The following is an 8,073-nucleotide window of genomic DNA, read 5'->3' as shown; positions in this document are numbered from 1 at the left end:
TTATCTCTCAACACTTCCCTTTAATATATTTTCTAAATTCTGATTTTAATCTGAAAAACTCTTTCATAACCTTAGCATTCTCAATAGGCATTGATGGTTAAGGTACTTTAAATTATTGTAAATATACTGAAAATTTTCTTTTTGCTTTTCATAGTCAAATAAAAATTCTGCTTTTATATACTCTTCAATAGCATCAATAACACTTACTACAAAACTTGTCTTTTCTACTTCAAAATCTAATTCGCTTATATTCAAACCCTAATTATTATTAAATTAAAATTTAAGAAATTTTAACTTTTGGTAATATAATAATTAATTAAAATAGTGTCAATGTTATATATTTAATTCAATTGGATTTTCATACAAGGAGCGAAGCCTATAACTAGTAGGCGAGTCCAAATCAATTGACTATAAAATACAATCATTGATTTTTATGTAAAATTCTATCAAACTATTATAAATAAAAACTTACAACCACTTCCGTTTCTTAAAATATTTATAGGTAATAATTGTAGATAATAGCATTAAGAATAAGGCTATAGGATAACCATACGGTGATTTAAGCTCAGGCATTACGGTAAAATTCATGCCGTAAATACTGGCTATTAAGGTAGGTGGGAGAAAAAATATAGTAACCAACGAGAAAATTTTAATAATATTATTTTGTTCAATAGCAATCATACCTAGTGCTGCATCTAGAGTTCTTGCAATCTCACTAGATATAAATTGTGAAAAATTAATTATTGAGTCTACGTCTCGAAGCAATGTATCTAATAGATCCTTAGATGCTTTATTTTGAGTTATTTGTGGAGATTTTAAAATATATTGAATAGCCATAGTTAAAGAAAATAAACACTCACGACTTTTAGAAAGTAAATCACCTTTTCGACCTATTTTCTTTAATACATTGGTATGATCTATACGCAAATCATTAATGTTATTATCAAGTATTAAACGTCCATAATCATCAATATCCATACTAATCGACTGTACAATATTCGATAATCTTGTTACCATATTACGAAGTAACATAAATAAAATATTTTCTGCATTATATTTGTTATTAAGCTGCTTAGCAAATTTATTTATACAGTCATTAAAAGGTATTAATTCTACGTAACGAACTGTTATAAGACAACCTTTATGCAAAATAAATACTATAGAATGTGTTTCAGGAAACTCTTGCTCTTTATTAACGAGTTCCGTAATAGTTAGATATAACGCCTCATTTTCAACATATAACCCTCAGAAATCTCAATTTGTGATATATCCTTTAAAGTTGGTATTTCTATATTTAATGTATTTTTTACTATTACTTTTTCTTCATCGGTTATATTGAATAAATCAACCCATAATGTGGATTCATTAATAATATATTCTTCATTTTTTACTATAGAATTATTTTCCTTTAAATATGTAGTTATCATATAATCTCAAATATGTTTTTGTAGAGATTAACAAACTTCACTCTTTAAAGCAACTTAAAGCTTTTATTCTTGCAGATGATTCCTATTATTGACTTCTTACATAACCTATCTTAGAAAGAAACACGAAAGCACTTGCCACCGCAGCGTATATAAATACATTAGGATGCGAGTAGGTATGTTGCATGGATATCTAATCGTCATTGCGAGGAGCGAAGTGACGCGGCAATCCAGAAAAATAATAAAAAAATTCTGTAAATCAGATTTTTTCTTCCTTGCTTCGTCGAATTACTACGTAATTCTTCTTAGCTCAGACAGAAAAGCAGGTCCACGCGGCAATACCGGATTAACATACAAATCATCTTTAAAAAGAGGTTATGCAAGAAGTCTATTTTCTAAATAACAAATAATATACAATATAAAACCATCCAAAAAATCCATGAATGATAGCCCATAATATTGATTTATTCACATTAAACGATATTACTATTGCAAGTATTATTCCAAGAGAAATACCACCATATCCTAAGTAATTCATATATTTTACCATTAATATTTTTTAATATTATTGTAGGATATTTATTATGTTTTATTAAGATATTTTATGAATTAAAAATAATTAATTTACATATCATTGCTTAAAACTACTTTATGGAACTGTTAACAAAATAGATTTAATTGATAAGATTTTTGAGAGGATATACCCTATTTCAAAAAAACCTTATAATTTGCAGCTAAAAAAAGCAAAGAGTTCACAAGACGAAGAATGAAAACAGTTATTAAATGTTCAGCATTCGAGAACTTAAAAAGACATTACTGCCAATTTTTTAAGTTCTATCTGAATATATACGTTCCTTATAAAAGCAGAACTTTATATATTAATTATTTTTTTGCAGTAAGATTCCAAATTTTCTCTGCTTTGCTTCCAAGCCACCAAAAGCTTATTCCTAGAATTGTAAAAAATACTGCTTTATGAGTTGTATTCCAAAAATATTCAAAAAATCTTGTATATAAATTAATAAATAAAAAAGTAACTCCAAATCCTCTAGTTATTGAATTATCTTGTTTTAAATCGTGATAAATAGCTGCTCCGGACATTAAGGCAAATAATAAAGACCAATGAAATAATTCTATCGGTTTTATCGACTTTAAGTAATAATCTTCAGGGTCATAATTTCCAAATATTGATAATAACCACATTGCAATAAATGAATATAATAAACCAATTACAAGAGTTACTTGAGTAAAATGATTGAATTTTTTATTTTCCTCTAGTGCAAGAGCAGAAAATGTTAAGATTCCTCCAAATAATGTAAAACGTAATGGATAATTCATACCTAAGTAATCCTGACATATACCAGGTTTCTGCTCCCATCCAACTACCTAGTGAAATTAAAGCAAAGCACCAAATTAAATTTGATTTAGAGAAATATCCTAATATGGCATAAACAATAAAAGATAAAAGCAATAAAATGGAAAAATGGCCACTCCCTGAATCAAATGCTTTTCCTAGTTGATAAATAGCACAAGCATTGGTTAAGACCCCTAAAAATAATATTACCCCATTGCTAAAAATTTTCTCTGGTTTTTGTTGCTGTCTTTTAAAACCAACAAAATAAATTATTCCCGATAAAGTTGATAAGGTAATAAATTTCAGCAGATACGGGGCTTAAAAATATATTCTAATAATTCTCGTAGATAACGATCAGACAAAATAGCATTAATAGCAATAACTATACATATTAAAGAAATCCAACAAGAATATCTAGCTAATTTCTTCCAATCAAAATTTAATATTTCTATATCGTTTTTAAGTAATATAGTCGTATTATCATCAAGTAAACCAGTGTTATTCCATTCATCTAATGCTGAAAAAAGTATCTTTGCCTGTGATTTAGAAATTTTCATAAGTTAATCTAAATATCTCCCAAATTTTAATAGAAAGATATTATTAATATAAAAATATGTCAAGAATTACTAGATTCTGTAGACAGGTATTGATAACTATCAACAGATATCGCTATTAGCGAATGAACATAAGCATTGTTGCATGATTTATTTATATCATTCCTGCTTTCGCAGGAATGACATAAAACGCATTTTTTAAGCCATGCAACAACACCGCGAACGTAGAGAGCATGGTAATCCAGAAAAACAATAAAAAAATGCTAGAAATTAGCATTTTAATTAGATTACTTCATCAAAATTTTCAATTTTTCCTCGCAATTATTTAAAATATAAATAATTTCTTATTTTGCACAAGGAGCAATATTCTCCATTGCTACTAAATGATGAGAAGGATATTTTTTATATGATCCACTTAAGGCATCTACAATAAACCCTGGCCAAAACAACACGTTAATAAGAGTTACGCTATTAAAATTATCTCCAACAGCAACATTAAGTTGTTTATATCCTTCTTTTTTACAATCAACTAACACTGACCCTGAAGTTCTACGTACCTTTACTATCCCTGGATTATTTTGTAAGACATAACTTCCTCCAGTTCCATCGGTAACAGTACATACTACATTTTCTAAAGTAGTGTTATTCTTATTATCTATAACCTTAACATGAATATCTTGAGTCGTACCGGAAAAAATTGTAGCACAACTGCTCAAGGTTATGGTACTTATTAATATAGTAACAAGTTTATAAAGTTTCATTTTATACCTTCAAATTAATTATTTAGTACTTTATATAAAGTTAAAGTTGATATGTCAATTATATATTGTACATTATCTTATTGCTAACTAATAGCTATAACAAAGCTGCTAAAAGTAGCTTTATAGTATGACTTGGGAAGATGTTATAGAAAGATTTTTAAGACCTGTAGAAGAAACTGCTTAGTAGTTAAAAGCAAACAATTAGTTAAAGATAGTGACAGTAAATATTTGGACTGAGTAATTACTTATATAAATATAAGCAATATACTAATTTAGTCTTTAAGGAGGTAATCCAGCCGCAGGTTCCCCTACGGCTACCTTGTTACGACTTCACCCCAGTCGCTAATTTTACCGTGGTTGGCTGCCTCTTGCGTTAGCTCACCACCTTCAGGTAAAACCAACTCCCATGGCGTGACGGGCAGTGTGTACAAGGCCCGAGAACGTATTCACCGCGGCATGCTGATCCGCGATTACTAGCGATTCCAACTTCATGCTCTCGAGTTGCAGAGAACAATCCGAACTGAGATGTCTTTTAGGGATTTACTCCACGTCGCCGTCTTGCTTCCCTCTGTAAACACCATTGTAGCACGCGTGTAGCCCAACCCGTAAGGGCCATGATGACTTGACGTCGTCCCCACCTTCCTCCAGCTTATCACCGGCAGTTTTCTTATAGTTCCCGGCATTACCCGCTGGCAAATAAGAATGAGGGTTGCGCTCGTTGCGGGACTTAACCCAACATCTCACGACACGAGCTGACGACAGCCATGCAACACCTGTGTGTGGTCCAGCCGAGCTGAAGGAAAGCATCTCTGCGATCCGCAACCACCATGTCAAGGGTTGGTAAGGTTTTTCGCGTAACATCGAATTAAACCGCATGCTCCACCGCTTGTGCGAGCCCCCGTCAATTCCTTTGAGTTTTAATCTTGCGACCGTACTCCCCAGGCGGAGTGCTTAATGCGTTAGCTGCGAAACCGAAAGAGAATCTTCCGATATCTAGCACTCATCGTTTACGGCGTGGACTACCAGGGTATCTAATCCTGTTTGCTCCCCACGCTTTCGTGCATCAGCGTCAGTTGTAGCCCAGATGACCGCCTTCGCCACCGGTGTTCCTCCTAATATCTAAGAATTTCACCTCTACACTAGGAATTCCATCATCCCTTACTACACTCTAGATTAGTAGTTTTGAAAGCAATTCCGAGGTTAAGCCCCGGGCTTTCACTTCCAACTTACTAAACCGCCTACGCACTCTTTACGCCCAGTAATTCCGAACAACGCTAGCCCCCTCCGTCTTACCGCGGCTGCTGGCACGGAGTTAGCCGGGGCTTTTTCTGCAAGTAACGTCATTATCTTCCTTGCTAAAAGAGCTTTACAACCCTAAGGCCTTCATCACTCACTCGGTATTGCTGGATCAGGCTTTCGCCCATTGTCCAATATTCCCCACTGCTGCCTCCCGTAGGAGTCTGGGCCGTGTCTCAGTCCCAGTGTGGCTGATCATCCTCTCAGACCAGCTACAGATCGTCGGCTTAGTGAGCCGTTACCTCACCAACTACCTAATCTGACGCGGGCTCATCCATCAGCGATAAATCTTTCCTCCGTAGAGAATATACGGTATTAGCTTTTATTTCTAAAAGTTATTCCGTACTGATGGGCAGATTCCCACGTGTTACTCACCCGTCTGCCACTAACTAATTGGAGCAAGCCCCAATTAGTCCGTCCGACTTGCATGTGTTAAGCATACCGATAGCGTTCGTTCTGAGCCAGGATCAAACTCTCAAGTTTGATTCTGTCAGTTTTACTTTAAAAAATTGACAGGTTTAATTATCACTTTTGTGATATGTACATGTTTACTGTCACTATCTATATCTAATTATTTACTTTTAAAAACAGCTGCGACTTTTTTTCATTTATCGCTTTGGATAGGTGTAGTTATATGCGATATAATCAGCCCTGTCAACTACAATTTTGAAATTATTTTATTTTTTTTATTTTAATCCTATTTTTTGACGTTCGGCTTTTAAATCCAACTCTTTTAAATCGAATTTTATATCGATTATTGCTCCCTCTTCTTCTCTGTTTGCTATATCTAGAATGCCGCAATGTTCTTCGACTATTCTTTTAACTATAGCAAGTCCTACTCCCATACCTTTACTGCTGGTCGTAACATAGCTTTCGGTAGCTTTGCCTATTAGCTCAGGCGGGAATCCCTTACCGTTATCAATTACAATGACGCTAATAAAATCGTCTTTAGCATCTATAGTAACTTCTATTTTTCCGGATTCTTGCCCTTCTATTGACTCTTCTGCATTTTTCAATAAATTGATCATAACTTGATTTATTTGGGTAGCATCACACATAAAATCAAATTGATCTACGTTAGACTCAAATTTATACAAAATATTATCATTAAGTAATTTACGTGCTTCAACAATATACTTAACTAAATAAACTAATTCACTCTTCGTAAATTTAGGAGCAGGAAGACGTGCAAAAAGAACAAATTCGGACACTATATTTTTAATATCGTTAGTATGACGAATAATCATTTTTAAATAATTTTCAAATTCTGCCTTTTCCTTAATTTCAGGACTAAATTTCTTAAGTAATCTTTCAGAAGCAAGTAAAATAGGAGTTAACGGGTTCTTGATTTCATGGGCTACTTTTTTTGCAACATCCGACCAAGCCATAGCCCTCTGTGCTATAACTAAATCACGTTGCTGGCGGGAAAGCTGCTTAATCATTCTATTAAATGCCGCATAAAGCGTACCTATTTCGTCTTTATCTACTTCATTTTCAGGCACTTGTACCGTTAAATCACCGTCTTTAACTTTATCAGTTGCAGTAACTAATTTTTTAATAGGTTTTACTATTTTAGCGGTAAATATAACCCCAAAACTTATAGCTACAAAAAGAAGTAATAAGGCAATAAAGATAAACATTATAGAGAACTTGATCTGTATATTATCTATTTCATTTTTAAGACTATTATACTCGGCAGCTGCTCCGTTAGTTGCATCTACATGGTCGATAATTTTATTATCTACTAATCTACCGACTAATAAATACACATCATTATATTCTTTTAATTTAATCAGCATCCTTATTTTGGTTGGATCGGATTTTACTTCCACCGGTTCTCCTAAATCCGCTTTTTTAATTAAATGTGCGGGAATAGTTGCAAATGATAATGAAAAACTTAAATAACTATTAGCTACTATAGTATTAGTAGATTTGTTTAAAACTATAGCTTCATCAAGCGAGCGCATCTCTGCTTCGGTATTAAGTGTTTTAGTAAATAAAGCAGGATTATGAATTAAATCATAATACATATCGCTTAAATCTTCAGCAACGGCTAGAGCCGTTTCTTTTAGCTGTAATTTATGCTCAGCAATATAAGATTCCGCAACTATTACGGATTGATCAAGAACCGTAGAAATCTTCTTATCAAACCAAGCTTGAACACTAAGATTAAAAAAATAAACAGAAAATACTGAGACAATTATAGTTGGAATAGCTGCAACTAAACTAAAGGCAATTACAATACGATTTTGTAATTTAGAACTATCGTTATTACTATTTTGAGTAAAAAATTTTTGAGTTAGTAAAACGCCTAAAATTAAAAAAATTGCTAAATCAACTAATAAAAATCCAATAATCGTACTAAAATTCTTTGATTCTAAAGATATCACATAAAAAGTAGTACAGGCAAAAATAATAGCTGCTATTGCTAAAGTAAAAATTAGTACTCTACTAGAAAAATAAGAACGTAAATTTTGTTTAAGATAACTAAGCATAGATACGGTTTATATGGCTATAACAATTCTTTATAACATAAAAAAAGCTAATTGGGAATATTTGTACTTTATGTCATTCCTGCGGAATCAGGAATCCAAAAAAAGTGAGATAAATCGAGCTTTTAAAAAGCTTTAAAGTAATGGATTCCCGCTTCTGCGGAAATGACATCGGACTATGGCATAACGACAGAA

5 protein-coding genes, 1 rRNA gene and 2 pseudogenes are annotated in these 8,073 nt (G+C 32.7%); 1 reads left to right on the top strand and 7 read right to left on the bottom strand.

Annotated features, from left to right (window positions below; translation table 11 throughout):
* Positions 1–7 precede the first annotated feature (7 nt).
* Positions 8–249: pseudogene (locus SB78_RS11715) on the bottom strand (hypothetical protein).
* A 219-nt stretch (positions 250–468) separates the two neighbouring features.
* Positions 469–1,427, bottom strand: a pseudogene (locus tag SB78_RS02885) (magnesium transporter CorA family protein).
* Between the two features lie 175 nt (positions 1,428–1,602).
* On the opposite strand from SB78_RS02885, the gene SB78_RS09185 reads away from it, so the two are divergent.
* On the top strand, positions 1,603–1,827 hold the full coding sequence (locus SB78_RS09185) for a hypothetical protein (RefSeq protein ID WP_146625006.1): 225 nt from the start codon (positions 1,603–1,605) through the stop codon (positions 1,825–1,827).
* A gap of 479 nt (positions 1,828–2,306) precedes the next feature.
* Here the strand turns inward: SB78_RS09185 and SB78_RS07830 are convergent, their stop codons facing one another.
* The 5 genes from SB78_RS07830 to SB78_RS02860 form a co-directional block, all read right to left on the bottom strand.
* Positions 2,307–2,759 (bottom strand): hypothetical protein, encoded by a 453-nt coding sequence (locus tag SB78_RS07830; protein WP_041078504.1) that lies wholly within the window; start codon positions 2,757–2,759, stop codon positions 2,307–2,309.
* Positions 2,760–3,077: 318 nt separating this feature from the next.
* Complete coding sequence (locus SB78_RS07825) at positions 3,078–3,332, bottom strand: hypothetical protein (RefSeq protein ID WP_052458470.1); 255 nt, start codon at positions 3,330–3,332, stop codon at positions 3,078–3,080.
* A 341-nt stretch (positions 3,333–3,673) separates the two neighbouring features.
* Complete coding sequence (locus SB78_RS02870) at positions 3,674–4,090, bottom strand: hypothetical protein (RefSeq protein ID WP_041078502.1); 417 nt, start codon at positions 4,088–4,090, stop codon at positions 3,674–3,676.
* Positions 4,091–4,370: 280 nt separating this feature from the next.
* A 16S ribosomal RNA gene (locus SB78_RS02865) occupies positions 4,371–5,869 on the bottom strand.
* A 203-nt stretch (positions 5,870–6,072) separates the two neighbouring features.
* The gene (locus SB78_RS02860; protein ID WP_041078500.1) at positions 6,073–7,881 is read right to left on the bottom strand and encodes a sensor histidine kinase NtrY-like; all 1,809 of its coding nucleotides are present in this window, start codon (positions 7,879–7,881) and stop codon (positions 6,073–6,075) included.
* Positions 7,882–8,073 lie beyond the last annotated feature (192 nt).

The organism is Rickettsia asembonensis, assembly GCF_000828125.2.
In the GTDB taxonomy this organism is placed as follows: Bacteria; Pseudomonadota; Alphaproteobacteria; order Rickettsiales; family Rickettsiaceae; genus Rickettsia; species Rickettsia asembonensis.
Note: the sequence above shows the minus strand (reverse complement) of the source record. Positions and strands in the feature narration are given on the sequence as shown.

Bases quoted from the DNA above. Each gene is read 5' to 3' on its own strand.
- SB78_RS02870 (WP_041078502.1), bottom strand. From the start codon at position 4,090: ATGAAACTTTATAAACTTGTTACTATATTAATAAGTACCATAACCTTG.
- SB78_RS07830 (WP_041078504.1), bottom strand. From the start codon at position 2,759: ATGAATTATCCATTACGTTTTACATTATTTGGAGGAATCTTAACATTT.
- SB78_RS07825 (WP_052458470.1), bottom strand. From the start codon at position 3,332: ATGAAAATTTCTAAATCACAGGCAAAGATACTTTTTTCAGCATTAGAT.
- SB78_RS09185 (WP_146625006.1), top strand. From the start codon at position 1,603: ATGTTGCATGGATATCTAATCGTCATTGCGAGGAGCGAAGTGACGCGG.
- SB78_RS02860 (WP_041078500.1), bottom strand. From the start codon at position 7,881: ATGCTTAGTTATCTTAAACAAAATTTACGTTCTTATTTTTCTAGTAGA.